General features: G+C 70.0%; 20 protein-coding genes, 1 tRNA gene and 2 pseudogenes. 15 read left to right on the top strand and 8 right to left on the bottom strand.

Annotated elements, in window-relative coordinates:
* The first annotated feature begins 91 nt into the window (after window positions 1–91).
* The 6 genes from paaA to KGS77_RS17285 all read left to right on the top strand — a co-directional run bounded on the left by paaA (window position 92) and on the right by KGS77_RS17285 (window position 5,035).
* The gene (gene paaA / locus KGS77_RS17310; protein ID WP_242582651.1) at window positions 92–1,042 is read left to right on the top strand and encodes a 1,2-phenylacetyl-CoA epoxidase subunit PaaA; all 951 of its coding nucleotides are present in this window, start codon (window positions 92–94) and stop codon (window positions 1,040–1,042) included.
* The gene (gene paaB / locus KGS77_RS17305; protein WP_242582648.1) at window positions 1,039–1,371 is read left to right on the top strand and encodes a 1,2-phenylacetyl-CoA epoxidase subunit PaaB; all 333 of its coding nucleotides are present in this window, start codon (window positions 1,039–1,041) and stop codon (window positions 1,369–1,371) included. The genes paaA and paaB overlap by 4 nt, the downstream gene beginning before the upstream one ends.
* Window positions 1,322–2,044, top strand: coding sequence for a 1,2-phenylacetyl-CoA epoxidase subunit PaaC (gene paaC / locus KGS77_RS17300; protein WP_242582644.1), 723 nt, complete (start codon window positions 1,322–1,324; stop codon window positions 2,042–2,044). The genes paaB and paaC overlap by 50 nt, the downstream gene beginning before the upstream one ends.
* A complete protein-coding gene (paaD, locus tag KGS77_RS17295) occupies window positions 2,038–2,607 on the top strand; it encodes a 1,2-phenylacetyl-CoA epoxidase subunit PaaD (RefSeq protein WP_242582643.1) in 570 nt (189 codons plus the stop codon). Before paaC ends, paaD begins: the two co-directional genes overlap by 7 nt.
* Complete coding sequence (locus KGS77_RS17290) at window positions 2,607–3,770, top strand: 2Fe-2S iron-sulfur cluster-binding protein (protein WP_242582641.1); 1,164 nt, start codon at window positions 2,607–2,609, stop codon at window positions 3,768–3,770. Before paaD ends, KGS77_RS17290 begins: the two co-directional genes overlap by 1 nt.
* Before the next feature lie 89 nt (window positions 3,771–3,859).
* Window positions 3,860–5,035 (top strand): acyl-CoA dehydrogenase family protein, encoded by a 1,176-nt coding sequence (locus KGS77_RS17285; protein WP_242582638.1) that lies wholly within the window; start codon window positions 3,860–3,862, stop codon window positions 5,033–5,035.
* Between the two features lie 158 nt (window positions 5,036–5,193).
* On the opposite strand, the gene KGS77_RS17280 is transcribed toward KGS77_RS17285, so the two are convergent.
* The 4 genes from KGS77_RS17280 to KGS77_RS17265 all read right to left on the bottom strand — a co-directional run bounded on the left by KGS77_RS17280 (window position 5,194) and on the right by KGS77_RS17265 (window position 10,344).
* Window positions 5,194–5,538 (bottom strand): rhodanese-like domain-containing protein, encoded by a 345-nt coding sequence (locus KGS77_RS17280; protein ID WP_242582635.1) that lies wholly within the window; start codon window positions 5,536–5,538, stop codon window positions 5,194–5,196.
* Between the two features lie 10 nt (window positions 5,539–5,548).
* Window positions 5,549–6,379, bottom strand: coding sequence for a J domain-containing protein (locus KGS77_RS17275; RefSeq protein WP_242582633.1), 831 nt, complete (start codon window positions 6,377–6,379; stop codon window positions 5,549–5,551).
* Between the two features lie 704 nt (window positions 6,380–7,083).
* Window positions 7,084–8,763: a DUF2252 domain-containing protein gene (locus KGS77_RS17270; RefSeq protein WP_242582630.1), complete on the bottom strand. Its 1,680-nt coding sequence runs from the start codon at window positions 8,761–8,763 to the stop codon at window positions 7,084–7,086.
* Between the two features lie 225 nt (window positions 8,764–8,988).
* Complete coding sequence (locus KGS77_RS17265; RefSeq protein WP_242582627.1) at window positions 8,989–10,344, bottom strand: ABC transporter permease; 1,356 nt, start codon at window positions 10,342–10,344, stop codon at window positions 8,989–8,991.
* 204 nt (window positions 10,345–10,548) lie between these two features.
* Between KGS77_RS17265 and KGS77_RS17260 the strand changes: the two genes are divergently transcribed.
* The gene (locus KGS77_RS17260; RefSeq protein ID WP_242587518.1) at window positions 10,549–10,941 is read left to right on the top strand and encodes a MarR family winged helix-turn-helix transcriptional regulator; all 393 of its coding nucleotides are present in this window, start codon (window positions 10,549–10,551) and stop codon (window positions 10,939–10,941) included.
* A gap of 171 nt (window positions 10,942–11,112) precedes the next feature.
* Here KGS77_RS17260 and KGS77_RS17255 read toward each other — a convergent pair whose 3' ends face one another.
* Window positions 11,113–11,475: a helix-turn-helix domain-containing protein gene (locus tag KGS77_RS17255; protein WP_242582624.1), complete on the bottom strand. Its 363-nt coding sequence runs from the start codon at window positions 11,473–11,475 to the stop codon at window positions 11,113–11,115.
* Between the two features lie 122 nt (window positions 11,476–11,597).
* Here KGS77_RS17255 and KGS77_RS17250 point away from each other — a divergent pair, with 122 nt between their 5' ends.
* Window positions 11,598–12,248: an NAD(P)H-dependent oxidoreductase gene (locus KGS77_RS17250; protein WP_242582621.1), complete on the top strand. Its 651-nt coding sequence runs from the start codon at window positions 11,598–11,600 to the stop codon at window positions 12,246–12,248.
* Window positions 12,249–12,403: 155 nt separating this feature from the next.
* Here the strand turns inward: KGS77_RS17250 and KGS77_RS17245 are convergent.
* Window positions 12,404–12,572 (bottom strand): annotated as a pseudogene (locus tag KGS77_RS17245) (DNA-binding response regulator); the annotation flags it as partial.
* A 347-nt stretch (window positions 12,573–12,919) separates the two neighbouring features.
* Entirely contained in the window at window positions 12,920–14,056 is a 1,137-nt protein-coding gene (locus KGS77_RS17240; RefSeq protein WP_242582611.1) for an MFS transporter, read from the bottom strand.
* Between the two features lie 491 nt (window positions 14,057–14,547).
* Between KGS77_RS17240 and KGS77_RS17235 the strand changes: the two genes are divergently transcribed.
* Window positions 14,548–15,474 (top strand): LysR family transcriptional regulator, encoded by a 927-nt coding sequence (locus tag KGS77_RS17235; RefSeq protein WP_242582608.1) that lies wholly within the window; start codon window positions 14,548–14,550, stop codon window positions 15,472–15,474.
* A gap of 117 nt (window positions 15,475–15,591) precedes the next feature.
* Here KGS77_RS17235 and KGS77_RS17230 read toward each other — a convergent pair.
* Window positions 15,592–15,675, bottom strand: a tRNA-Leu gene (locus KGS77_RS17230).
* Window positions 15,676–16,433: 758 nt separating this feature from the next.
* On the opposite strand from KGS77_RS17230, the gene KGS77_RS17225 reads away from it, so the two are divergent.
* From KGS77_RS17225 to pknB, 6 genes and pseudogenes are all read left to right on the top strand, one after another.
* Window positions 16,434–17,312 (top strand): DUF3662 and FHA domain-containing protein, encoded by an 879-nt coding sequence (locus tag KGS77_RS17225; RefSeq protein ID WP_242582605.1) that lies wholly within the window; start codon window positions 16,434–16,436, stop codon window positions 17,310–17,312.
* 10 nt (window positions 17,313–17,322) lie between these two features.
* The gene (locus KGS77_RS17220; RefSeq protein ID WP_242582603.1) at window positions 17,323–17,850 is read left to right on the top strand and encodes an FHA domain-containing protein; all 528 of its coding nucleotides are present in this window, start codon (window positions 17,323–17,325) and stop codon (window positions 17,848–17,850) included.
* Window positions 17,851–17,982: 132 nt separating this feature from the next.
* Window positions 17,983–19,596, top strand: coding sequence for a PP2C family serine/threonine-protein phosphatase (locus KGS77_RS17215; protein ID WP_242587517.1), 1,614 nt, complete (start codon window positions 17,983–17,985; stop codon window positions 19,594–19,596).
* A gap of 23 nt (window positions 19,597–19,619) precedes the next feature.
* A pseudogene (locus tag KGS77_RS17210) lies at window positions 19,620–21,019 on the top strand (FtsW/RodA/SpoVE family cell cycle protein).
* Window positions 21,016–22,479 (top strand): penicillin-binding transpeptidase domain-containing protein, encoded by a 1,464-nt coding sequence (locus tag KGS77_RS17205; protein ID WP_242582602.1) that lies wholly within the window; start codon window positions 21,016–21,018, stop codon window positions 22,477–22,479. The pseudogene KGS77_RS17210 and the gene KGS77_RS17205 overlap by 4 nt, the downstream one beginning before the upstream one ends.
* A 145-nt stretch (window positions 22,480–22,624) precedes the next feature.
* Complete coding sequence (gene pknB, locus KGS77_RS17200) at window positions 22,625–24,664, top strand: Stk1 family PASTA domain-containing Ser/Thr kinase (protein ID WP_242582600.1); 2,040 nt, start codon at window positions 22,625–22,627, stop codon at window positions 24,662–24,664.
* The last annotated feature ends 30 nt before the right edge of the window (window positions 24,665–24,694 follow it).

The raw sequence follows: 24,694 nt of genomic DNA, 5'->3' as shown, positions 1-24,694 counted from the left end.
CACCCGACTTATCCACAGGCTTGACACTCCGCCTTCCCGCGACCCACCATTGAACCGAACGATCGGTCGGTCGGGAGCGAGGGGGCAGCACATGACGACGATCGCGCCGGACGAGGAGGCCCTTGCGGCCGTCTTCGAAGCCGCCGTGGCCGCGGACGAGCGCATCGAGCCACGCGACTGGATGCCGGAGGGCTACCGCTCCTCACTGGTGCGGCAGATCGCGCAGCACGCCCACTCCGAGATCATCGGGATGCAGCCGGAGGCCAACTGGATCACCAGGGCGCCGTCCCTGCGCCGCAAGGCGATCCTGATGGCGAAGGTCCAGGACGAGGCCGGCCACGGCCTGTATCTCTACAGCGCCGCCGAAACGCTCGGCGTCAGCCGCGAAGAGCTGCTCGACAAGCTGCACTCCGGCCGCCAGAAGTACTCCTCGATCTTCAACTACCCGACGCTGACCTGGGCCGACGTCGGCGCCATCGGATGGCTCGTGGACGGCGCCGCGATCACCAACCAAGTCCCTCTGTGCCGCTGCTCCTACGGGCCGTACGCCCGCGCCATGGTCCGCGTGTGCAAGGAGGAGTCCTTCCACCAGCGGCAGGGGTATGAACTCCTGCTGGCCCTCAGCCAGGGAACACCGGCCCAGCACGCCATGGCACAGGACGCGGTCGACCGGTGGTGGTGGCCCTCGCTGATGATGTTCGGCCCGCCGGACGACGAATCGGCGCACTCCGCGCAGTCCATGGCCTGGAAGATCAAACGGCACTCCAACGACGAACTGCGCCAGCGCTTCGTGGACATCTGCGTCCCCCAGGCCGAGGCGCTGGGCCTGACCCTCCCCGACCCGGACCTGGCCTGGGACCCGGAGCGGGAGCACTGGAACTTCGGCCCCATCGACTGGGACGAATTCCGCGACGTCCTCAAGGGCAACGGCCCCTGCAACGGACAACGGATCACCCAGCGCCGTACCGCACACGAGAACGGCGCCTGGGTACGCGAAGCGGCAGCCGCCTACGCGGCCAAGCACGGGGAGGACAAGCGATGAGTTCCGCCGACTGGCCGCTGTGGGAGGTGTTCGTGCGCAGCAGGCGCGGACTGTCGCACACCCACGCCGGAAGCCTCCACGCCCCGGACGCCGAGATGGCGCTGCGCAACGCCCGCGACCTGTACACCCGCCGCTCGGAAGGCGTCTCGATCTGGGTGGTGCCCTCCGCCCAGATCTCCGCCTCCTCACCGGACGAAAAAGACGCCTTCTTCGAACCGGCCGCCGACAAGCCCTACCGCCACCCGACCTTCTACGACATCCCCGAGGGGTGCAGCACCTGTGAAGACCGAGACGCCCGCCTTCGTCGCGGCCCTGTCCCTGGGCGATGACGCCCTGGTGCTCTCCCACCGCCTGGGGGAGTGGGCGGGACACGCGCCCGTCCTGGAGGAAGAGGTGGCGCTCGCCAACATCGCACTGGACCTCCTCGGCCAGGCCCGGGTACTGCTCTCCCTCGTGGGCGACGAGGACGAACTGGCCTATCTTCGCGAGGAACGCGCCTTCCGCAACGTCCAGCTCGTCGAGCAGCCCAACGGCGACTTCGCCCACACCATCGCCCGCCAGCTCTACTTCTCCACCTACCAGGAGCTGATGTACGAACAACTGGCCCAGGGCGATGGACCGCTGGCCCCCCTGGCGGCCAAGGCGGTCAAGGAGGTCGCCTACCACCGCGACCACGCCGAACAGTGGACCCTGCGCCTGGGCGACGGCACCGAAGAGAGCCGTACCCGCATGCAGCGCGGCCTGGACGCCCTGTGGCGCTACACCGGCGAACTCTTCGCGCCCATAGAGGGCACGCAGGTAGACCCGGCCCCGCTGCGCGAAGCATGGACCGCGCGCATCGGCTCCGTACTGGACCGCGCCACCCTCACCGTGCCCCAGGGCCCGCAGCGCGGCGCCTGGACCGCCGGCGCCGGCCGCCAAGGGCTGCACACCGAGCCCTTCGGCCGGATGCTCGCCGAGATGCAGCATCTGCACCGCAGCCACCCGGGAGCGACATGGTGACCACCACCGCCCTGGAAGCGGAACTGCTGGAGCTGGCCGGCTCCGTACCCGACCCGGAACTGCCGGTGGTCACCCTCGCCGAACTGGGCGTGGTGCGCGGCGTACGGGTCACCGCCCCCGGGCGCGTCGAGGTCGAGCTGACCCCCACCTACACCGGCTGCCCCGCCGTGGAAGCGATGTCGGCGGACATAGAGCGCGTCCTGCACGACCACGGCATCCCCGAGGTAGAAGTCCGCAGGGTACTGAGCCCCGCATGGACGACGGACGCCATCAGCGCCGAAGGACGGCGCAAACTGGCGGAGTTCGGCATCGCCCCGCCACGCCCGGTCCTGCCCACCGCGGGTTCCCCGTCCGTGGACGGCGCCCCGGCCCCGGCCGCCGCCGGCCCGCGGGGCACCGCCACCAGGGGCGGCGGGCCCATACCGGTCGACCTCGCGATCCGCTGCCCGCACTGCGGCTCGACCGACACCGCCCTGCTCAGCCGCTTCTCCTCCACCGCCTGCAAGGCCCTGCGCCGCTGCGAGTCCTGCCGCGAACCGTTCGACCACTTCAAGGAGGTGTGATGTTCCACCCGCTCCAGGTCGCGGCGATCGAACCACTCACGGACGACGCGGTGGCCGTCACCTTCGACGTGCCGCCCGAGCTGCGCGAGACCTTCCGCCACACCCCGGGCCAGCACATCGCGGTGCGCCGCGTCGTGGACGGCCAGGAGATCCGCCGTACGTACTCGATCTGCGCCCCCGCCACCGCCGAGCCCGTCCTGCGGGTGGGGATCCGGCTGGTCGACGGTGGCGCGTTCTCCACGTACGCGCTCAAAGAACTGGCCGTCGGCGACACGGTCGAGGTCATGGCGCCCGCCGGACGGTTCGTCCTGGACCCGCGCCCCGGTCACTTCGTCGGAATCGTCGGCGGCAGCGGGATCACACCCGTCCTGTCCATCGCCACCACGCTCCTGGACCGGCAGCCGGACGCCCGGTTCTGCCTGATCCGCAGCGACCGTACGGCGGCCTCCACGATGTTCCTGGAAGAGGTGGCCGACCTCAAAGACCGCCACCCCGACCGGTTCCAGCTCCTGCACACCCTCTCCCGCGAGGAACAGCAGGCCGGGCTGCCCTCCGGGCGCCTGGACGAGGGGCGGCTGCGGGACCTGCTGCCCGCACTGCTGCCCGTCGGTGACGTGGACGGCTGGTTCCTGTGCGGGCCCTACGGGCTCATACAGAGCGCCGAGCGTGCCCTGCGCGCCCTCCAGGTGCCCCGCAACCGTGTCCACGAGGAGATATTCCACGTGGACGCCGACACGGTGAACGCCGGCCCGGTGAACGCCGGCACGGCCACCCCGCCGACCGCGATCTCACCCCCGCCCTCCTCCGACGCGGCGGCCACGGCTTCGGGCACGGCCTCGGACTCGGGCTCGGTGCCGGCATCCGGCACGGCCGCGATCCCACCCGTACGCAGCACGGTCACCGCGACCCTGGACGGCCGGTCGGGTGACTGGGCGGTGCGGGACGGTGAGGCGCTGCTGGAGACGGTGCTGCGCCACCGCTCGGACGCCCCGTACGCCTGCAAGGGCGGCGTCTGCGGCACCTGCCGGGCCTTCCTGGTCTCGGGCGAGATACGCATGGACCGCAACTTCGCGCTGGAGGCGGAAGAGGTCGAGGCGGGATATGTGCTGGCGTGTCAGTCACATCCGCTCACCGAGCGGGTGGAACTGGACTTCGACCGCTGAGTCCTTCGCCGAGCCCATTCCCAAATTCTGGAACATGTTCTACCTTGGCGCCTCGTCATGCCCGGCACGGCGCGTGGGAGGACAGACCAGTGGACTTCACCTTCACCGAGGAGCAGCAGGCCGCCGCCGAGGCGGCCAAGGCCGTCTTCTCAGGCGTCTCCCCCGACAGCGTGCCCAGCCCGGCGCTGACCGCTGGCGCCGTCGCGGACGACTTCGACCGCCCCTTGTGGCGCAAGCTCGCCGCCGCCGACCTGCTGAGCCTGCTGACGGCTCCCGAACACGGCGGCGCCGGACTCGACCCGATCGCGCTCTGTCTCGTCCTGCGCGAAGCGGCCAAGGTTTTGGCCCGCGTACCACTCCTGGAGACCAGCGCCGCGGCCCTCACCCTCCAGAAGTACGCCGGTACCGAGCTGAAGGCCGAGGTGCTGCCGCAGATCGGCCGGGGCGAACTCGTGGTCACGGCCGCCTCCAACGGCCGTACCGGCCACGACCCGGCCGAACTGTCCGTCAGTGCCCGGCAGGAAGAGGGCGGCTGGGTGCTGGACGGCGTACAGACCGCCGTTCCCTGGGCGCCCACCGCCAATCACGTCCTCGTACCCGCCCGCACCGACGACGGCCCCTCCGTACTGGCCCTGGTGCCCCGCCCCCACGACGGCGTCACCCTGCTGGACCAGGTCTTCACCAGCGGCGAACGCTGCGCCGAACTCCACCTCGACTCCGTACGCCTCCCGGCCCGCCACGTGGTCACCCACCCCGCCGCGTGGGAGTGGCTACGCGACCTCCTGGCCACCGGGACCTGTGCCCTCGCGCTCGGCCTCGGCCAGGCCGTACTCACCATGACCAGCCAATACACCGGCAAACGAGAGCAGTTCGGCCACCCGATAGCCACCTTCCAAGCCGTCGCCATGCAGGCCGCGGACCGCTACATCGACCTGCGCGCCATGGAAGCCACCCTCTGGCAGGCCGCCTGGCGCCTGGGCACCGCCCCGGACACCGACGTACCCGGAAACACCGACAGAGGAGGGGAGGGCGGCCTGCTGCCCCGCGCCGCGGACGTGGCCGTGGCCAAGATCTGGGCCTCCGAGGGAGTACGCCGCGTCGTACAGACCGCGCAGCACCTGCACGGCGGCTTCGGCGCCGACACCGACTACGCGCTGCACCGCTACCACGCCTGGGCCAAGCAACTGGAACTGTCCCTGGGACCGGCAGCGGCCCATGAGGAAGCCCTGGGCGACCTGCTCGCCGCCTCCCACGCCCTGGACTGACTGGCCCAAACCCCGGCCGGCCGACCTGCCCACGCGGCCGGCCGGCCCGATTACGCAACCGACCGGATCGACCGCGCGACCGCCCGGCCCGACGCGCCGAACGGCCCGTACGCCCGCGTCCCGAGCTACCGAAGACCCGTACGAAAGCCGGCCGCCCGCTAGACGACTGTGCCGATGCCGCCCTTGCCGTCCGTCACCGGGCGGCCCGCGGCCTCCCACGCCTGCATACCGCCCTCGACGTTCACCGCGGCAATGCCCTGCTGGAGCAAATACTGCGTGACCTGAGCAGAGCGGCCACCGACGCGGCACAGCACATACACCTTGCCGTCCTCAGGTGCCTGTTCGGTGAACTCGCCGAAGCGGGCGACGAATTCACTCATCGGAATGTGCAACGCCCCCTCGGCGTGTCCCGCCTCCCACTCGTCGTCCTCACGGACGTCCAGGAGGAAGTCCTCGGAGGTGAGAGCGTCGACACCGACCGTGGGCAGAGAACCAAAATGCATGGACCCGACGCTACCCGACCAGGCCGGCGAGATACGCCTCGCGTTCGGCGACCTCGGCGAGCAGCTTCTCGGCGATCTCCTCCAGCAGGACATCCGGGTCCTGCGGCGCCATCTTGATCATCGCGCCGATCGCACTTCCCTCCAGCTCGGCGGCCACCGCAGCCAGCAGCTCCTTGCGCTCGGCCAGCCACTCCAGCCGCGCGTAGAGCTCCTCGCTCTCGCTCAGCCGCTGCTGCGCCGGAGCCGGTCCGGCTTCCCACTCGCGCGCCAGCTCCCGCAGCGCCGCCTCGTCCCCGGACGCGTACGCCGCGTTGACCCGCACGATGAAAGCGTCCCGGCGCTCCCGCTCGGCCTCGTCCCGCGCCAGGTCGGGGTGGGCCTTACGCACCAGGTCGCGATAGGCCCGGCGGGCCTCCTCACTGGGACGTACCTTCTGCGGTGGCTGTACGGGCCGCTCCGTGAGCATCGCCTCGGCCTCCGGGAACAGCCCGTCCGACCCCATCCAGCCGTGGAAGAGCTCCTCCACGTCCGGCATCGGCAACACCGCCGCCCGCGCCTCCTGGGCCCTGCGCAGATCCTCCGGGTCGCCGCTGCGGGCCGCGATCGCCTCCGCGATCTGCGCGTCCAACTCGTCCAGCCGCGCGTACATGGGCCCGAGCCGCTGATGGTGGAGCCGGGAAAAGTTCTCCACCTCCACCCGGAACGTCTCCACCGCGATCTCGAACTCGATCAGCGCCTGCTCAGCAGCCCGCACCGCCCGGGCCAACCGCTCAGTAGCCGCAGCCTGCTCCCCCTGACCCGCCCCCGCGCCGGCCCCCTCCGAATCCCCGTGACCGTCCACCGAACCGGGGCCCGCCAAAACATCCTGCCCCTCTACCGCCCCAAGCCCTGCAACAGCACCATCGTGGCCCCAGGACCCGCCGTCCCCCACCGCCCCATTGCGATCATCCGACGCACCAGAGCCGGAACCCACCGCCCCATTGCGATCATCCGACGCACCGAAGCCGGAACCCACCGACACCTCGTGACTGTCCGGTGCGTGCCGGCCCTCCGCCGCACCCTGGCCGTCCTGCACATTCCACGCCCGCGAGTTCGTCACCCGGCCACCCTACGGCCCACACCAAGCCCCCACCCAACCTCACCCCAACCCCACACACTCCCGCCCACCGAACGCCCCCACACCCCTCAACCTCCCCCCCCGCCCCTCCGGGGGGCCTCCCCCCTCCCCCCACCCCACCCCTCCTCCACCACCACCCACCACCACCCACCCACGACCACCCCGGCACCCGGCACCCCGGCACCCCGGCACCCGGCACCCCGGCACCCCGGCACCCCGGCACCCCGGCACCCCGGCCCCGGCACCCCGGCACCCCGGCACCCCGGCACCCCGGCACCCCGGCACCCCGGCACCCCGGCACCCCGGCACCCCGGCACCCCGGCACCCCGGCCCCGGCACCCCGGCACCCCGGCCCCGGAGGTAACGCCCTCGCGGCCCGGAGGGTACGGGGGTTCATCGCGGCGCGGCGCACCGATCGGGTGGTGTGCTCACACGTCGGGTTCGGCGGCTATGCGTCCGCTGCCTATCGCCGCGATCAGGTCCTCGTGGTCCGATTCCGTCAGGTCCGCGTACGCCACCGCGAAGGCGGCCAGCGCCTCGTCCAGCTCCTCGTTCTTGCCGCAGTAACCGGCCACCAGGCGCGGATCGGCACTGTGGGCATGGGCCCGCGCCAACAGTGCGCCCGTCATCCGTGCGTAGTCGTCGATCTGGTCCGGGGACAGTGCCGCCGGATCCACGCTGCCTTTGCGGTTCCTGAACTGACGCACCTGGAACGGCACGCCTTCCCGGCCATGGACACGGCTTCGGCCCTGAGCCTGATAACCCTGATAGTCCTGGTATCCGTGAGAGCCGGGGTGCCTCGTCATCCGCGTCAATGCTGCCTGGACGGTTGTTCCGGCGCCTGTTTCTGCCTTCCTTCCCGTTGGGCCGGTGGCTTCCGTGGTGTTCGCGGTTTCTTCCGCTTCGCTTGCTCCCCTGCCCTCGCCCTTTCTTGAGTCCTTCGTCCTTGCGGGCCTCTCCCAGACGCCCGGTATCGGCTGGTCCGGCACCGTCGTCCACCCCAGCAAGGGATCACTGACGACCTGCATCTGCCGCTGTCCGAGCACCACACGGCGCCCCTCATGCGCCACGGCCGGCACCGGAAAGCCCGCCTTCTCCACGTACGGAGCCAGCGCCGAGGTACGTACCTCCTTCACCTGGAGGACCAGGGGCTCCCCCCGGTGGTCCAGCAGCAGCACCACGTACGAGCGCAACCCCACGCTGCCCGTGCCCACCACCCGGAACGCCACGTCCTGCACCGCGTATCTGGCCAGCAGCGGCAGCTTGTCCTCGGGGAGCGTCTCCAAGTAGCCGGCGAGTGAAGAGGCGACCGCCGCGGCCTCTTCGTCCGGTATCCGGCGCAGGACCGGCGGCGCGTCCACGAACCGCCTGCCGCCTCCCGGCTCGTCTTCCGTAGATTTCGCCGCGAAGCGTGCGCTGGTGTTCTTCCGGGCCTTGGCCGAGACCCGTTTCAGCGTGCCCAGCAGGTCACGGGCGTCGGCGTGCGAGACCAGTTCCTCGTCGGCGATCGCGTTCCAGGCGTCCGCGGCCGGCATCGCCGCCAGCAGCCTCATCGTGCGCCGGTACGCTCCCGCCGCGTCCCGAGCGGCGTCCCGGCAGGCGTCCTCGCCGGCCCCCGCTTCACGTCCTGCCAGGACCAACGACGTCACCAGCCGCTTGAGGTCCCACTCCCAGGGTCCGTACAGCGTCTCGTCGAAGTCGTTCAGGTCCATCACCAGACGGCCGCGGGCGTCGCCGTAGAGACCGAAGTTGCCGGCGTGGGCGTCCCCGCATATCTGCGCGCCGATGCCGGTCACGGGCCCGGACATCAAGTCGTACGCCATCAGGCCGGCCGTACCGCGAAGGAACGCGAAGGGGCTGGCGGCCATCCGCCCCACCCGTATAGGAGTCAGCTCCGCAAGCCGGCCGGCGTTGGATTCCTCGACGACCGAGGCGGCGTCCGGCCGGCCCGCCCCGATGATCAGCTCGCTGTGCGCGGAGCGGGGGACCTTGGAGCGCAGGGCCTTTCCCGCCGCCTTGGGCCCCGGCTCCGTGGCCGGCCCCGGTCCCGCGCTGGCACCCGGCGTGCGTCCCTTCGCGAACCCCGGCACGTACGGCAACCGCGTCATCGCGCGCCACCTCCCCCTTCGCCCTCGCCCTGCACCCTGCGTGATGTCCTCTTCCGACCACGACGGTACAGACAGGCCCCGCCGTCCGGCAGGGCCTGTGGATAACTTCGGGAAGGGGCTTGCGAGCAGGAGTTTTGCTGTTACCGGCCGACAAGCCCCGGAGGGGGTGGAGGAAGAGCCGATAGAGCGCTGGAGGGAGCTGCGGGGCCCGGGGAGGCCCGCCGCTCAGACTCCTACGGCCTCTTCCATCTCCTCTTCGGTCTCGTCCTGCCGTGCCTGCGCGCCCGCGCCCCGCGCGCCGTGCGCGTTCCGCGCCTCAGGAGCGCCTTGTCCGTCCCGCTGCGGCATCGGAACCGTTGCCGCCACGGCCGCCGCCGCGACCGCCTGGGCGTTGGCCGCCGTGGTCGCCTCCGCCCGTCGCCGCCGGGACTCGGCCAGCGCCGCGACACCGATCATCACCAGGCCCACGACCAGCCACAGCACCAGCGTCCAGACATGGCCGGCCAGGCCGTTGCCGTCGAAGTAGACATGGCTGCGGGTGCCCTCCACGAAGCCCGCGCCGTTCCAGAAGGAGTGCAGCGCGGAGAAGAACCCGTTCTGCATCTCGGGCCGGAAGACCCCACCGGCGGTCGTGAAGTTCAGCATCACGAACAGCACCATCACGCCCAGCGTCGTCCAGCGCTTGAGGAAGGTGTGCAGTCCGGTTCCGATCAGGAGAATGCCCGCCGAGTACAGCCAGGCCATGCCCCACAGACCCCACAGGCCGTGATCGACGAGATGGAAGACCGGGCCGGCGAAGAGCGTGCCGATGATGCTGACCACGAAGGACGTGCCGACCGCGAGCATCGCCCGCATCCTGATGGGCAGAGCGCCTCCGGCACCGCCGATCACCGCGACCGAGGCGTACGAGCCGATGCTGAGCGCGACCAGCAGGAAGAAGATGCCCTGGCCGGTCGGGTCGTCCTCGGCCGTCGGCACCACGTCGGTGACCTTCAGCGGCGCGCCCTGGTGTGCCGCGAGCGGCGTGAAGATCTTCTGTACGACGGAGACGGTCGTGTCGGATCCGGCCGACGCGACGATCAATTCGGGCGACCCCCCAGCCGCCGCACCGGACTTCGCAGCCGATGTACCGGTTTTCGTGGCCGCTGCACCGGACTTCGCCGTCGACGTGCTCGGCTTCCCGGTCGGCTTGGCGGTTTTCGCCGTCGGCGCGCCCTTCGGCGTACCACTGGAACCCTCGCCCCCGGCGGCCCCGTCCCCCTTGGCGTTGATCACGTACGCGCCGAAGATGTCCTGGTGCTTGAGCTGGTCGACGGCCTCCGCCCGGCTGCCGACCGTACGGACCACCAGGGCGTCCCCGGCCTTGTCGTTGATCGACTGGGCCAGCACCTGCGCGCCGGGCCCCGAGCCGACGACCGCGACGGGCAAGTGGTGCGGCGAGGGGTTCGCGAAAGCTCCCAGATACGCCAGTCCCATGCCGACGCACATCAGCAGTGGCGTGATCAGGTGTGTCAGGACGTGGCGCAGCGCGGCGGAGTTGTCGGGGCGGTGCTGGTGACCGGTACGTCGGTCCGAACTCATGGGGCAGACCTTCTCAAGCTAGTCGCTCACAGGGAGGTGTCGTGGAATGAGGGGACGAGGAAGAAGGGGCCGGGGAGAGAAGTCACCAGTAGTTGGCTTATACAACTCTCACCACACGTTGTACTATACAACTAGTTACAGGAAAGGCAACCCGTGAGCCACCGAAGCCGCAGAGAAGAGTCCGTGGAGACCATCCAGCAGGAGATGACGGCATTCGCCCGGCGCGCCCGCGCCATAGCGGCGCGTATGCATCCCGAGCTCTCGCTCGTCTCCTACACGCTGCTCGCGCACCTCGATGACCAGCGAGGATGCCGCGCGACCGACCTCGCGGCGCACTACCTCCTGGACAAGTCCACGGTCAGCCGGCAGATCTCGGCCCTGGAGAAGCTCGGTTTCGTCGAGCGCCGCGTCGACCCGGAGGACCACCGCGTACAGGTACTGCACCCCACCGCCAAGGGCGCGCAGGTGCTGGCCGCCGTCACCGCCAGCCGCCGCCAGGCGTTCCGGGAGCGGCTGGCCGACTGGGACGAAGCCGACCTGGACCGCTTCGCGTCATACCTGCTGCGCTACAACGCCGCACAGGAGCAGCTCGAATGAACCGGTCCGCCGCGATCCCTTCCGGACCTCTTACAGTGCCGGCCGGAGCGTTGCGGCCCCCTTGCGGCCGAAGCGCTTCGACCCCTTCCCGGTAAGCACCTACGGCACGAGCGCTTCCGGGGCGCCCGCCTCACCCACCGGCCCAGGCCCCCACCTCGACGCGGCGCCGCGTCACTTACGGAATCGCTCCGGGCACGTCCCACCGTCCGACAGATACCGCTCCGCCCATTTGCCCAGCTCGGCGAGGGCCGGCTCCAGCGCCTGCCCCGCCTCGGTGAGCCGATAGGTCACCCGCAGCGGAGGCCCGGCATCCACTTCCCGCACGACCAGGCCGGTCGCGGACAGTTCGGTAAGGCGGTCCGACAGCATGCGTTCACTGATCCCCTCGACCGCCCTCCGCAGCTCCGCGAAGTGCACGGGTCCGGGCAGCAGGGTCGCCACGATCAGGCCGGTCCATCGCTTCCCGAACACCTCGAAGACGCGGGCCACACCGGCATCGGCCCGCCTGCACGACTGTTCACTGTGGTCCGCCATTCCCCCAGCGTACTACTTTTCCGTTGGGTACTGCGGAAAAGTAAGCTACTGTGCTAGTAATAGGTACGCACGGTTTGTCAGTCGCAGGCCGCAACCGGCCGCACTCGAAGGGACCGCCTGTCATGGCTACGCTCCTGCACATCGACTCCTCCGTCTTTCCCGCGGGCGGCTCCGCCTCCCGTTCGGTGACCGCCGCCTTCCGCAAGGCATGGGAGGAGCAGCACCCCGACGGAACCGTCATCTACCGTGACCTGGCCGTCGACCCGCTGCCCCACATCGACGCCGCCGCCCACACCGCCGCCTTCAGCGACCCCGCCACCCACACCGCCGAGCAGCAGTCCGCCTTCGCCCTGCGCACTCAGCTCGTCGAGGAGCTGGAGAACGCGGACGCGGTGCTGATCGCCGCCCCCATGTACAACTTCTCGATCCCCTCCACCCTCAAGACGTGGCTCGACCAGGTGATCATCATGGGGCGTACGGCCGGTGACCAGCAGTCCGCCAAGGGCACGCCCGTCACCATCGTCACCAGCCGCGGCGGTTCGTACGCCCCGGGCACCCCGCGCGAGAACTCCGACTTCGTCCAGAACTACCTGAAGGCCGTCCTGGCCGACATGATGGGCCTCGAGGTCGAGTTCATCGTCCCCGAACTGACCATGGCCCCGGTCAACCCGGCGATGAAGGACCTGATCCCGCTGTACGAGGCTTCGCGCGACAAGGCCCTCCAGGAGGCCGTGACCAGGGCCAAGGCACTCGCCGAGCGTTTCGCCGCCTGACGGCCCTTCCACACCTGACGCACCTGACACATCGGGCGGTGTGGGCAGGGCACCACCCCCGCCATCGGGCCCCGCCCCGGGCTCCGGCGAGCGCGGACCGGCCACCGACCCCGGGCAGTACGTCACGTACCGCCCGGGGACGCCACCCCGCGCCCCTACGTGCCCAGCCCGGCGTGCCGTGCCGACAGTGCCGCCTGTGCCCGGTTCTCGCAGCTCAGCTTGGCCAGAACCCGGCCGACGTACGGCTCATCGTCGCCTGGCTCATCGCCGCCCGGCGCATATGAGGCCGTTCACCCGCGTCGGCGTTGGCCAACCCCTCACTCCAGCAGGGACAGTCACCGTCCACGCCCGTACGTCCCCTCCCTCACGCCGGCGTGGCCAGTCGCCATCACGCCACGCAGTCCGAAGATTCCCCACAACATTCCCCGTCACGTTCATGCGATCAGCGTAGAGAAAGTTCACACAGCGTCACATCCGCCATTCGTCGTTCTCACCCGCGACGAAAGTCGTGCCTCCCGCTATGCCTTACGGCCTACCCGACCGCCCCTGCCCGCGCCCCCGCTCACGGCCACGCGGCAAGCGGCACGGGGTACACGGCACCGGGCACAGATCACAGGTCACAAGGTCGCAGGCAAAGATCACAGGGCAAGGCGCACGCGGCCACGCCTCCCTCATTCGCACCGCTCGGTCGCCGGCGCCTTCCCCACGGACACCGCCAGCAGCGCCCCCAGGGCCAGCGCGCCCCCGAGCCACATCACTCCCACGGCTCCCCAGCCGTCCGCGGCCCTCCCGCCGGCCAGCGCGCCCGCCGAGATCGCCGCGTTGAACACCGCGACGAACAACGCCGACGCCGTCTCACGCGCCCCCGGTGCCGCCGCCGTCAACCACGACTGCGTACTGACCGACACACCTCCATAGGCCAGTCCCCAGATCACGAGCAGTGCCACAGCACCAGGTACGCCCACCCCCAGAACCGGCACCAGCAGCACCGTCCCCGCCAACACCCCGCTGATCACCAGGAGCGCACCGCGCGGCGACCGCACGGCCCCGGCTCCCCCCATGAAGTTCCCGGCGATCCCGGCCAGCCCGTAGACCAGCAGCAGGGTGCTGATCAGTTCCGCACCGGCCCCCGTCAGCGTCTCCAGGACGGGTCGCACGTACGTGTAAGCCGCGAAGTGCCCGGTGACCAACAGCGCCACCACGACCAGCCCGGTCCGTACCCGTACGTCGCGCAGCAGCGCCAGCACCCCGGACAGGCGCACCGGGGTCTCGGCGGGCAGCGGCGGCAGCAACAGGGACAGCCCGGCCGCCACCGCGCCGGCGAGCACGCCCACCGCCACGAATGCCGAACGCCAGCCGCCCAGTTCACCCATCAGGGTGCCCGCAGGCACCCCGAGCACCGACGCGACCGCGACACCGCTGAAGACCAGCGCTGTCGCCGACCCCACAGACCTCTGGGGCACCAGCCGCACCGCCAGCCCCGACCCCAGCGCCCAGACACCCCCCATGCTCAGACCGACCAGCACCCGTGCCACCAGCATCACGGGGAAGTCCGGCGCGGCGGCGGCCACCGTGTTCGCCACCGCGAGCAGCGTCATCAGCCCGCACAGCACCAGCCGGCGGTCCAGCCGTCCGACCGCGAGCGTCAGGGCAGGCGCCGCCAGCGCCGCGACCAGGCCGGTGACCGTGAGAGTCATCCCTGCCATCCCGTCCGTGACCCCCAGTGCGTCTCTCATAGGGGTCAGCAGACCGACCGGCAGCATTTCGGACGTCACCACCGTGAACGTCGCTGCCGCCACCGCCACCACGGCGCTCCACCCCGTACGTCGGCCCCGCGACGAATCCGATGGACCCGATGAATCCGAAGAATCCGACGTATCAGCGCACCCGGCCGACGCGGCCGAAGCCGCACCGTTCGAAACAGCCACCCCTACTGTCACCTGGGACGCGTCCGCCTCTGCCGTGCTCCCATCAACGTCTACGCCTGCCCCTGCCTCAACTCCTGCTCCTGCTCCTGCTCCTACCCCTGCAATCGAACCCGCACTTGTGCCTGCACCTGTGCCCACGCGCTCGCCCACGCCCTCGCGCCGCACACCACCCACACCTGTCGTTACGCCGTCAAGCTCTGCCATGTCACCAGCCAACGCCCGCGCCCGTACGGGAACAACGCCGAAGCCCTCACCCTTCTATGAGCGGGGCTCATAGATCCACGCGCCCCTCAACGCCGTCCCACAGCAGCCCACACCTCCCACACCCCCGGTCCACCTCCCACACCCCCGGCCCACAAGGAGTCGAGCCCATGAGCAGCGGCCTGGAGATCCGCGAACTGGAGTGCTTCCTCGCCCTCTCCGAAGAGCTCCACTTCGGCCGCACCGGCGCCCGCCTGCTCATCTCCCAGAGCCGCGTCAGCCAGCTCATCAGTGCCCTGGAACGCCGCGTCGGCGCCCGTCTCGTCGAGCGCACCAGCCGCCGCGTACGCCTGACGCCTCTGGGAGAGGACTTCCGTACCTCCCTGCGCCCCGCCTATGACGCCCTGAGCGCCACCGTGGAGGCCACGGTCGCCGCCGCCCGGGGCATCGAGGGCCGACTGCGCGTGGGCTTCCAGGGCAGCGCGGCGGACGACGTCATACGGGCCGTCGAGACCTTCCAGGCCCGCCATCCCGGGTGCGTCACCGAACTGATCGAGATCCCGTTGCACGACCCCTTCGGCGCACTGCGCCGCGCCGAGGTCGACACGGCCGTCGTCCTGCTGCCCGTACGGGAGCCGGGGCTCGTCCTGGGGCCGGTCTTCTCCCGGCAGCGGCAGACCCTCGCGGTCTCCGTGCGCCACCCCTTCGCCGCCCGCACCGCCCTGCACGCCGAGGACCTCGCCGAAGGCCCGCTGATCTCCGTGGAGGGCCCAGCCCCCGAGTACTGGCGGCTGGCCCAGGCCCCCGAGGCCACCCCCAGTGGCCGGCCCATCCCGCCCGGCCCCCGCGTCCGCACCCTCCAAGAGGGGCTGACCCTGGCCGCCGCCGGCCGCGGCGCGATGCTGCTGTGCCACCCCACGGCGGACTTCCACGGGCGCCGTGACCTCGCCTTCGTACCGGTTTCCGGCCTGCCGGACTCCGCGCTCGGCCTGGTCTGGCACCGGGAGTACGAAACGGCCCGTACGCGCGCCTTCAGCACGGCCCTCGCCGACGCCGCCCCTACCGGCCCGCCGTCCTCACCCTCACACCCGATGTGACGTACGACTCACTTGCCGAAAGCCCGACGACAACCCGTCGGCAAGCTGACGACAAGGCGACAAGCCGACAACGAGAAAACCCCCGGCCGGATGTCTCCGGACCGGGGGTCTCATCTGTGCGCGAGGGGGGAGTTGAACCCCCACGCCCTTTCGGGCACTGGAACCTGAATCCAGCGCGTCTGCCTATTCCGCCACCCGCGCATTGGGTGTGTCGTTCGATTCTCTCACGCCTTCCGGACTGGTCTGTCCGGGTCTTGTGCGAGCGCCTGCCGACATCCAGAAGATTAGCACGCTGACGAGGGTGTCTTCGACCGCCTTCCCTCAAGGTGGTCCTCCACGGCCCGCGGAAGCCCTCCCGAGGCCCACGAGCTTCCGCTTCTCCCCTCTCCCACCACCCGGGCCCGCGCATCTGCCGCGCATCTGCCGCACGTCCACCGCGAGCCCCGGTCCCGGGCCGCCTTCCCGGGCCGTCTCGCAGCCTCCGTCCCACCCCTCCTCGCGGCTCCCGTATCCACAGCCCCCGCGGACCGGCTCAGATCTCCCTCACCCACCCCTTCCACTCGGACCCCGCACGCCCCACGCCCCCCTGGTTTCCCGCTCCCCTTCACGTTTCTCCCCGGACTCCCCCCGGACTTCCCCGCCCACCGCCGGCTCCGTCCACAGGAAACCCCCCACCCGGACGCCTGGCGCGGCGGTTGCGGGACACTGTGAGTGGCGCACATCTACGATCGCAGTGACGCGGCGGCACGCACCGGGCACCATCGCTGTGGCGCGGTCGCCGCGACGGACCCGAACAACAGCCGCGACAACAGTGAGCAACCTTGTGAGGGGCGACACTCGTCCTCAAGGCGTGAAAGGGGAACCACCCGATTTCCCGACGCGTGGATACGATCAGTAAGCAGTATCTGGACGACCCTGACGAAGACCGGCCTGACGAAGACTGAGGAAGGAGGTGCCCCGTGGGAGTACTGAAGCGCTTCGAGCAGCGTCTCGAAGGTCTCGTCAACGGCACCTTCGCCAAGGTGTTCAAGTCCGAGGTGCAGCCCGTTGAGATCGCCGGCGCGCTCCAGCGCGAGTGCGACAACAACGCCACCATCTGGAACCGCGACCGTACGGTCGTCCCCAACGACTTCATCGTCGAACTGAGCACCCCCGACTACGAGCGGCTCAGCCCGTACAGCGGGCAGCTCGGAGACGAGCTCTCCGGCATGGTCCGCGACTACGCCAAGCAGCAGCGCTACACCTTCATGGGCCCGATCAAGGTGCACCTGGAGAAGGCCGACGACCTCGACACCGGCCTGTACCGCGTCCGCAGCCGCACCCTGGCCGCCAGCACCTCCCAGGACCACCCCGGCCAGGCGGCAGCCGCCCAGCGCGCCGCCTCCGGGCCGCGCAGCGTGCCTCCGGGCGCCGGTCACGTCAGCCCGCCGCCGATGCCCACCTCCCCGCCTCCCGGGGCGGCCATGCCGCGTGCGGCGCTCCCCGGCGCGGGCCCGCAGCCGGGCTCGGCGGTCGAGAGCTGGCACCAGGCACGGGGAGCGGCCGACCGCGGCGCGCAGACCAGGCGCTGGATCGAGATCAACGGGAACCGGCACCAGATCTCCCGCCCCACCCTCGTGCTGGGCCGCAGCACCGACGCGGACGTACGGATCGATGACCCGGGAGTCTCCCGGCGTCACTGCGAGATCCGGGTCGGAACGCCCTCGACGATCCAGGATCTGGGCTCTACCAACGGCATCGTGGTAGACGGGCAGCACACCACCCGCGCTACGCTCCGCGACGGCTCGCGGATCGTCGTGGGCAGTACCACCATCGTTTACCGGCAAGCCGAAGGGTGAAGCGGGGGCAATGTCAGAGCTGACCCTCACGGTCATGCGGTTGGGTTTCCTCGCCGTACTGTGGCTGTTCGTCATCGTGGCCGTACAGGTCATCCGCAGCGACCTGTTCGGTACGCGCGTCACCCAGCGCGGCGCCGCCCGACGGGGCGGGCAGGAACCGCGTACGCAGCGCCAGGCACCCGCCTCGCCGCCGCAGCAGCGCCGCCAGGACGGCGGTCGCGGCAACAGCCGTCAGCGCCGCGGCGCACCCACCAAACTGGTGGTCTCCGAAGGCACACTGACGGGCACCACCGTCGCTCTCCAGGGCCAGACCATCACCCTCGGGCGTGCCCACGACTCCACGATCGTGCTGGACGACGACTACGCCTCCAGCCGGCATGCCAGGATTTACCCGGACCGTGACGGCCAGTGGATCGTCGAGGATCTCGGGTCCACCAACGGCACGTACCTGGACCGGACCCGACTGACGACCCCGACACCGATTCCGCTGGGAGCCCCGATCCGCATCGGCAAGACCGTCATCGAGCTGCGGAAGTAGTACGAAAATGAGCGAGCGGAGCGAGCGAGCCGCGGCGGTCCACTCGACGGACCCGAGCGTGCTCCCGACCGGAGGGTGGGCAGTGTGGCTCGACGAGACCGGCTGTACCCCGAGCCGACGGGCGAGGTGCGCATGAGTCTGTCACTGCGTTTCGCCGCCGGATCCCACAAAGGCATGATCCGGGAAGGGAACGAGGACTCCGGTTACGCCGGCCCCCGGCTGCTCGCGATCGCCGACGGCATGGGCGGCCAGGCCGCCGGCGAGGTCGCCTCCTCCGAGGTGATCTCCACCCTCGTCCAGCTCGACGACGACGTTCCCGGCTCCGACATCCTCACCTCCCTGGGTACGGCCGTACAGCGCGCCAACGACCAGCTCCGCGTCATGGTCGAGGAGGACCCGCAGCTTGAGGGCATGGGCACCACCCTGACCGCGCTGCTGTGGACCGGCCAGCGGCTGGGGCTGGTCCACGTCGGTGACTCCCGCGCCTACCTGCTGCGCGACGGCGTGCTCACCCAGATCACGCAGGACCACACCTGGGTGCAGCGCCTGGTCGACGAGGGCCGCATCACCGAGGAAGAGGCCACCACCCACCCGCAGCGTTCGCTGCTGATGCGCGCGCTGGGCAGCGGTGACCACGTCGAGCCCGACCTGTCCATCAGGGAGGTGCGCGCCGGGGACCGCTATCTGATCTGCTCGGACGGCCTGTCGGGCGTCGTCAGCCACCAGACGCTGGAAGAGACCCTGGCCCACTACCAGGGCCCGCTGGAGACCGTCCAGGACCTCATCCAGCTCGCGCTGCGCGGCGGCGGCCCGGACAACATCACCTGCATCGTCGCCGACGTGCTGGACGTCGACGGCAACGACACCCTCACAGGGCGGCTCAGCGACACGCCCGTGGTCGTCGGAGCGGTCGCGGAGAACCAGCATCAGCTCAACGACCCCAGCACCCTGCAGACCCCGGCCGCCCGCGCCGCCGAACTGGGCCGTGGCCGGGACGCCTCGGCCGCCTCCCCGGAAGGTGCCTTCGGGCCGCCGGGCAGCGGTGACCAGGAGATCGGGGGGCCGCCACAGGGGGCTTTCGGCGCGTTCACCGACGAGGAGTACCTCAAGCCCGCCCGGCGCGGTAAGTGGATCAAGCGGTCGCTGGTCATGGTGCTGGCGCTGGCCGCCGTGGGCGGCGGGCTCTACGCGGGTTACCGCTGGACGCAGAGTCAGTACTTCGTCGGCGCCAAGGACAACCACGTCGCGCTCTACCAGGGCATCAGCCAGGATCTCGCGTGGATCAAGCTGAACAAGGTCGACGAGGACCACCCCGAGATCGAACTCAAGTACCTGCCGGTCTACCAGCGCAACCAGGTCAAGGAGACCATCGCCGTCGACAGCCGCAGCCAGGCCGTCGAGAAGGTCACCGAGCTGAGCAAGCAGGCGAGCGCCTGCCAGGCCAAGGAACAGCGCGAGAGCGCCCAGCGGGACGCGGAGCGCGAGAAGAAGGAGGGCCAGGCCGGCGGCACCACCGGGCAGAAGCCGGGAACGCCCGGCAAGCCCGGTACGGCCAAGCCCGGTCAGTCCGGTCAGTCCGGTCAGTCCGGCACCAGCACCGGCCCCGGCGGCTCCGCCAAGCCCGGGGTCCCCGGCCAGCTCGGCACCCGTACCGCCCTGGTCACACCGAAGCCGACTCCCACCACCAGCCAGCCCCCTTCCGAGGAGCAGCAGAAGCTGGAAAAAAATTGCAGCACCCAGCAGTGAGGGCGTAGGGGGCCGGAGATCTCATGAGCAGCATCACCAACACGACCACCATCGGCACCATCGGAGCCCCGAGCCGTCGCAACACCGAGCTGGCCATGCTCCTGTTCGCGGTGCTGATTTCGGTGTTCGCGTACGTCAACGTGGGCCTGGCCAAGGCGGGCGAGGTCCCCGCCGGCGTGCTCGGCTACGCCGTGGGGCTGACGCTGATGGCGGGCGTCGCCCACCTCGTCGTACGCAAATGGGCGCCGTACGCCGACCCGCTGATGCTGCCCATCGCCACCCTGCTCAACGGCCTCGGACTGGTCTTCATCTGGCGCCTCGACCAGGAGCCGCAGATCACCACCAAGGCCCTCGGCGGCGCCATGGCCCCCGGCCAGCTCATGTGGTCGATCCTCGGCGTGGCTCTCTTCCTCGGCGTACTGATCTTCCTGAAGGACCACCGGGTCCTCCAGCGCTACACCTACATGTCCATGGCCGTGGCACTGGTACTGCTGATCGCGCCGGTGTTCTTCCCGGCCAAGTTCGGTGCCCGCATCTGGATCACCATTCCCGGGGTCGGTTCACTGCAGCCCGGCGAGTTCGCGAAGATCATCATTGCGATCTTCTTCGCCGGGTACCTGATGGTCAAGCGCGACGCGCTGGCCCTGGCCAGCCGCCGCTTCATGGGTCTGTACCTGCCGCGTGGCCGTGACCTGGGGCCCATCCTGGTCATCTGGGCACTGAGCCTGATGATCCTGATCTTCGAGACCGACCTGGGCACCTCGCTGCTCTTCTTCGGCCTGTTCGTGATCATGCTGTACGTCGCCACCGAGCGTACGAGCTGGATCGTCTTCGGCCTGCTGCTCAGCGCCGGCGGCGCGGTCGCGGTGGCCACCTTCGCCTCGCACGTGCAAACCCGTGTCCACAACTGGCTCAACCCGCTGGAGCTGGCCTCCAACGGCGGTGTCACCGAGACCGCCCAGGCGATGTACTCCTTCGGCTCCGGCGGCATCCTGGGCTCCGGTCTCGGCCAGGGCTTCTCCCGCCTGATCGGCGGCATCGCGCCCAAGAGCGACTACATCCTGGCCACCGTCGGCGAGGAAGCCGGCCTGGCGGGCGTGATGGCCATCCTGCTGCTGTACGGGCTGCTCATCGAGCGCGGCATCCGTACGGCCCTGGCGGCCCGCGACCCCTTCGGCAAGCTCCTGGCCGTCGGCCTGTCCGGCGCCTTCTCCCTCCAGGTCTTCGTCGTGGCCGGCGGTGTCACCGGCCTGATCCCGCTCACCGGCATGACCATGCCCTTCCTGGCACAGGGCGGTTCCTCCGTCATCGCCAACTGGGCCCTGGTCGCCGTCCTGCTGCGCATCAGCGACACCGCACGCCGTCCCGCCCCGCGCCCGCCCCGTCCACCGACGCCGAGATGACCCAGGTGGTCCGACCGTGAACAAGCCCCTGCGCAGGGTCGCCATCTTCTGCGGCCTGCTCATCCTGGCCCTGCTCGTACGGGTCAACTGGGTCCAGTTCGTACAGGCCGATGAGCTGAAGAACGACAAGCACAACCGCCGGGTCGCCATCGAGCGCTACAGCAAGCCGCGCGGCAACATCATCGTCGACGGCCAGGCCGTCACGGGGTCCACGACCACCGACATCGGCGACTTCAAGTACAAGCGCACGTACAAGAACGGTCCCATGTGGGCGCCGGTCACCGGCTTCGCCTCGCAGGCGTTCGACGCCAACCAGCTCGAAAAGCTCTACGACGGCATTCTGACCGGCACCGACGACTCGCTGTTCTTCAGCCGTACGGTCGACATGTTCACCGGTGAGAAGCAAAAGGGCGGCGACGTCGTCACCACTCTGGACGCCAAGGCGCAGAAGGCCGCCTTCGAGGGGCTGGGCGACAAGAAGGGCGCCGTCGCCGCGATCAACCCGGAAACCGGCGCGATCCTGGCGCTGGCCAGCACCCCCTCGTACGACCCCTCCAGCTTCGCCGGCATGTCCAGCAAGGACGGCGAGGCGTTCAACAAGCTGCAGAAGAAGAACAACCCCGACGACCCGACGCTGAACCGGGCGCTGCGCCAGACCTACCCGCCCGGCTCCACCTTCAAGGTCGTCACCGCCGCCGCCGCGCTGGAGAACGGCCTGTACAACAGCGTGGACGAGAAGACCCGGTCGCCGCTGCCCTGGCGGCTGCCGCTGTCCACCCACGACCTCCCCAACGAGGGCAACCTGCCCTGCGAGAACGCCACCATGCGTGAGGCGCTGCGGGTCTCCTGCAACACCGTCTTCGGCAAGATGAGTGACGACCTGGGCAACAAGAAGATGAAGGAGCAGGCGGAGAAGTTCGGCTTCAACAACGCCAAGGTCGACACGCCGGTCCGCGCCGCCGAGAGCGTCTACCCCACCGACAACCGTCCGCAGAACGCGATGGACGGCATCGGCCAGGCGTCCAACCGCGTCACCCCGCTGCAGATGGCCATGGTCACCGCCGCCATCGCCAACGGCGGCAAGCTGATGAAGCCGTACATGGTCGAGAAGCTCGTCGCGCCGAACCTCAACGTCATCCAGCAGCACACCCCCGAGACGATGAGCCAGCCGCTGAAGCCGGAGAACGCCCAGAAGATCCAGTCGATCATGGAGACGGTCGTCAAGGAGGGCACCGGCACCAAGGCCCAGATCGACGGCGTCACGGTCGGCGGCAAGACGGGTACCGCGCAGCACGGCGAGGACAACAAGGACAATCCGTACGCCTGGTTCATCTCCTACGCCAAGACCGGCAAGGGCATCCCGGTCGCCGTCGCCGTCGTCATCGAGGGCTCCGACACGCTGCGCGACGACGTCGCGGGCGGCAGGCTGGCCGCGCCCATCGCCAAGCACGTCATGGAGGCGGTACTCGGCAAGAAGTGACCCGGCTCGCGCCAATACCGGTCGTATATCAGGTGCCGGTGACGAACGGGTCCCTTGAGGCGTGCCGGGTACGGTATGCCCGAACAGCACACCGCCGGACCACACACGGGTGCGGTCGGGATGACGGAGAGGGCTGGAGAAGCTTATGGAAGAGCCGCGTCGCCTCGGCGGCCGGTACGAGCTGGGCTCGGTGCTCGGCCGCGGTGGCATGGCCGAGGTCTACCTCGCCCACGACACCCGCCTGGGGCGCACCGTCGCTGTGAAGACGCTCCGGGTGGACCTCGCCCGCGATCCGTCCTTCCAGGCCCGGTTCCGCCGTGAGGCCCAGTCGGCCGCCTCGCTGAACCACCCGTCGATCGTCGCGGTGTACGACACGGGCGAGGACTACGTCGACGGCGTCTCCATCCCGTACATCGTGATGGAGTACGTCGACGGCTCCACGCTGCGCGAACTGCTGCACTCCGGCCGCAAGCTGCTGCCCGAACGGTCGCTGGAGATGACCATCGGAGTACTCCAGGCCCTGGAGTACTCCCACCGGGCCGGCATCGTCCACCGCGACATCAAGCCCGCCAACGTCATGCTGACGCGCTCGGGCCAGGTCAAGGTCATGGACTTCGGCATCGCCCGCGCGATGGGCGACGCCGGTATGACGATGACGCAGACCGCGGCGGTCATCGGCACCGCCCAGTACCTCTCACCCGAGCAGGCCAAGGGCGAGCAGGTCGACGCGCGCTCCGACCTGTACTCCACCGGCTGTCTGCTGTACGAGCTGCTGACCGTGCGCCCGCCCTTCGTCGGCGACTCGCCGGTCGCGGTCGCCTATCAGCACGTACGGGAGGAGCCGCAGCCGCCGAGCGTCTTCGACCCCGAGATCACCCCTGAGATGGACGCCATCGTCCTCAAGGCCCTGGTCAAGGACCCCGACTACCGCTACCAGTCGGCGGACGAGATGCGTGCCGACATCGAGGCGGCCCTGGACGGGCAGCCGGTGGCGGCCACCGCGGGTCTGGCCGCGGCGGGCTACGAGCAGGATCAGCCCACCACGATGCTGCGGGCCCAGGACCCGGCCGGCCAGACCTCCATGCTGCCGCCGATGAACCCGGACGACGGCGGCTACGGCTACGAGGACCGTGGGGACCGGCGCCGCGGGGGCGGCGGCCAGAAGAAGAGCCACACCTCCACGATCATCCTGGTCGTGGCGGGCATCCTGGTACTGGTCGGTGCGATTTTCATCGGCACGGTGATGTTCAACGAGGACGCCAAGGACCAACAGGTCACGGTGCCCAACCTCATCGGCAAGAAGCTGCAGGTGGCGAAGACCGAGGGCGACAACGGCGGCTTCAAGGTGGTCAAGGGCGGCAGCAAGCCCTGCGACAACGCCAAGAAGGGCGAGATCACCGCGCAGGACCACGAGGCGAACAGCAAGATCAACAAGGACAGCACGGTCACCGTGACCGTGTGCTCGGGGGCCGAGAAGGTCACCGTCCCCGATGTCCGTGGGATTCCGTTCGCGCGGGCCAGCGATGAGCTCAAGAGCAAGGGCTTTGAGAACATCAAGCAGAAGACCGAGGTGTCCGAGCGCACCCCGGGCACCGTCATCGGTCAGGACCCCAAGGCCCAGACCGAGGCGCCCAAGGACACCGGGATCACCCTGACCGTGGCCCAGGCGTCCCCCAAGACGCCGGTTCCCGAGGTCAGGGGCCAGGACTACGCGGCGGCTGCCAAGCAACTGACCGACCTGGGCTTCATGGTCACCAAGACCGAGAAGGAGGTCAGCGACCCGCAGCAGGCCGGCAAGGTGATCGACCAGAACCCGGCGGGCAACACCCCGGCCAACAAGGGCGCCACCGTCACCCTGACTGTCGGCAAGACGGCCGCGAAGATCGCGGTTCCGGAGCTGGCCACCAGGAAGCTCAAGGACGCCAAGAAGGCCCTCACCGACATGGGCCTGGTCGTCGGCAACATCACCGGCGGACAGGGCGACGACGACCTGGTGGTCAGGTCCGACCCGCCGGCCGGCACCCAGGTCGACAAGGGCTCCACGGTCAACCTCACGGTGCTCCCCGGCAACGGTGGTGCGCCCGGAGGTGACACCGGGGACAGCCAGGGCGGTGACACCGGCGACAACCAGGGCGGCGACGACGGCGGCTTCCTCGGCGGCCCCTGGGGCCGCCACCGCCACTGACCCGGCGCGGCCCGCAACGTAGGGAGCCCC

It is taken from the genome of Streptomyces sp. MST-110588, from assembly GCF_022695595.1.
GTDB lineage: Bacteria > Actinomycetota > Actinomycetes > Streptomycetales > Streptomycetaceae > Streptomyces.
Note: the sequence above shows the minus strand (reverse complement) of the source record. Positions and strands in the feature narration are given on the sequence as shown.

Excerpts from the sequence above, each read along its gene's own strand:
- KGS77_RS17215 (WP_242587517.1), top strand. The coding sequence starts at position 17,983 with ATGAGTCTGTCACTGCGTTTCGCCGCCGGATCCCACAAAGGCATGATC.
- KGS77_RS17270 (WP_242582630.1), bottom strand. The coding sequence starts at position 8,763 with ATGACGCGGTTGCCGTACGTGCCGGGGTTCGCGAAGGGACGCACGCCG.
- KGS77_RS17235 (WP_242582608.1), top strand. The coding sequence starts at position 14,548 with ATGAGCAGCGGCCTGGAGATCCGCGAACTGGAGTGCTTCCTCGCCCTC.
- pknB (WP_242582600.1), top strand. The coding sequence starts at position 22,625 with ATGGAAGAGCCGCGTCGCCTCGGCGGCCGGTACGAGCTGGGCTCGGTG.
- KGS77_RS17265 (WP_242582627.1), bottom strand. The coding sequence starts at position 10,344 with ATGAGTTCGGACCGACGTACCGGTCACCAGCACCGCCCCGACAACTCC.
- KGS77_RS17280 (WP_242582635.1), bottom strand. The coding sequence starts at position 5,538 with ATGCATTTTGGTTCTCTGCCCACGGTCGGTGTCGACGCTCTCACCTCC.
- paaA (WP_242582651.1), top strand. The coding sequence starts at position 92 with ATGACGACGATCGCGCCGGACGAGGAGGCCCTTGCGGCCGTCTTCGAA.
- KGS77_RS17220 (WP_242582603.1), top strand. The coding sequence starts at position 17,323 with ATGTCAGAGCTGACCCTCACGGTCATGCGGTTGGGTTTCCTCGCCGTA.
- KGS77_RS17260 (WP_242587518.1), top strand. The coding sequence starts at position 10,549 with ATGACGGCATTCGCCCGGCGCGCCCGCGCCATAGCGGCGCGTATGCAT.
- paaD (WP_242582643.1), top strand. The coding sequence starts at position 2,038 with ATGGTGACCACCACCGCCCTGGAAGCGGAACTGCTGGAGCTGGCCGGC.
- KGS77_RS17290 (WP_242582641.1), top strand. The coding sequence starts at position 2,607 with ATGTTCCACCCGCTCCAGGTCGCGGCGATCGAACCACTCACGGACGAC.
- paaB (WP_242582648.1), top strand. The coding sequence starts at position 1,039 with ATGAGTTCCGCCGACTGGCCGCTGTGGGAGGTGTTCGTGCGCAGCAGG.
- KGS77_RS17255 (WP_242582624.1), bottom strand. The coding sequence starts at position 11,475 with ATGGCGGACCACAGTGAACAGTCGTGCAGGCGGGCCGATGCCGGTGTG.
- KGS77_RS17250 (WP_242582621.1), top strand. The coding sequence starts at position 11,598 with ATGGCTACGCTCCTGCACATCGACTCCTCCGTCTTTCCCGCGGGCGGC.